The sequence below is a fragment of the Bartonella sp. MU70NMGDW genome (assembly GCF_042194085.1).
Lineage (GTDB): Bacteria > Pseudomonadota > Alphaproteobacteria > Rhizobiales > Rhizobiaceae > Bartonella > Bartonella grahamii.
In genome coordinates this window covers 1-1,138 of sequence record NZ_JBHIMK010000367.1, presented here as the reverse complement: position 1 = coordinate 1,138, position 1,138 = coordinate 1, and the positions used below count along the sequence as shown (strand labels likewise).

At 33.1% G+C, this 1,138-nt stretch carries 1 protein-coding gene; it reads right to left on the bottom strand.

Features of this window, described 5'->3' with window-relative positions; translation table 11 throughout:
* Window positions 1-318 precede the first annotated feature (318 nt).
* Window positions 319-981, bottom strand: coding sequence for a hypothetical protein (locus ACFIKE_RS11025; RefSeq protein WP_375649961.1), 663 nt, complete (start codon window positions 979-981; stop codon window positions 319-321).
* Between the last annotated feature and the right edge of the window lie 157 nt (window positions 982-1,138).

Here is a 1,138-nt window from a genome sequence, read left to right as displayed (position 1 = left end):
AGTGAAAAGATACAGGCACTAAAAGCAGATGTTCAATCACGCGACGAGGAAGTTGAAAGACTAACACAAGAGCTTAAACAGCGTGATGAAGCAGTAAAAGCGCCGCCTCATAAGAATAAGAAGAGTAAGAAGAAGGGTAAGTGAGGAGATAGAGATGAATGCAGGATCGTATACTGGTTTAATAGTATCTATAGCGGTAAATATTCAATTAGCTATTCAACTTTATCTATTTTATAGAGAATTACAAATAGTTAAAAAGGAAATAACGAAGAAAAATGAAAAAATATGGAGGCAAGAAGAGGAAATCCAAAGATTATCTTATCCTAGCATGTTCTCTTCATCAAAAGATAGAAAAAAATCTGGCCAAAACTTAGTTTGAACTACTCTTTCTGGGTGATTTGATGAAGTGTGTTCAATTATAAAGATTGGTACAGTTTCGATATTTGGTTTGAGGTGGCGAACTGTGAGAAAAAATACTCTTTCTTCATCTTCCTTTAGATTAAAATAATTGCATATATCTTGCGATTTTAAGTCTGCTGTAAAAGGATTTTTAAAACTCATATATTTCTCGTTTTCGAGGATTAAAGATAGCGGATATTTTCCTAGAAAAGCACCTTCAACAAATGCAAATGGACTTTCATCAGGTATACAAAAATTATTCATTTTTATTGAATGTTTTGTAGGATTTTTTATGATTACTTTTATGTCAATAAGGAAATCTTTACCGCTCTTATGTGCGCATGGTTCTCCTTTTATAATAGCCTCTAGATTTGGACCTAAGTCTCGTCTCTCTTTTTCTTCCCATAAGATGGATAGATGTTCTTTTGCTGTTTCAGATTGTTTTTGTAATTGTCTTAGTTGTTTATTGAAATTTATAAGATCTATTTTTCGATTTCTACAACCTAACCATATTCCAAAAAATGAGATGAAAGTTGGTACTATTAATGAAATAATATCAATCACATCTTTATCTATTTGCATACTTCTTACACCCTTCTTTCCTTCATTTTCGGAAAAAAACACTTCTATAAAACACGTTTTGTATGGAGAGGCGCGGTGAATAACACGATTCTTTGTTTTGATCTAGGTACCAAAACGGGGTGGGCGATACGTGGTGCAAGTGGTGACATGTTCAGTG

What these genes read in the sequence shown, in the direction of transcription:
- ACFIKE_RS11025 (WP_375649961.1), bottom strand. Translation starts at nt 981, where the DNA reads ATGCAAATAGATAAAGATGTGATTGATATTATTTCATTAATAGTACCA.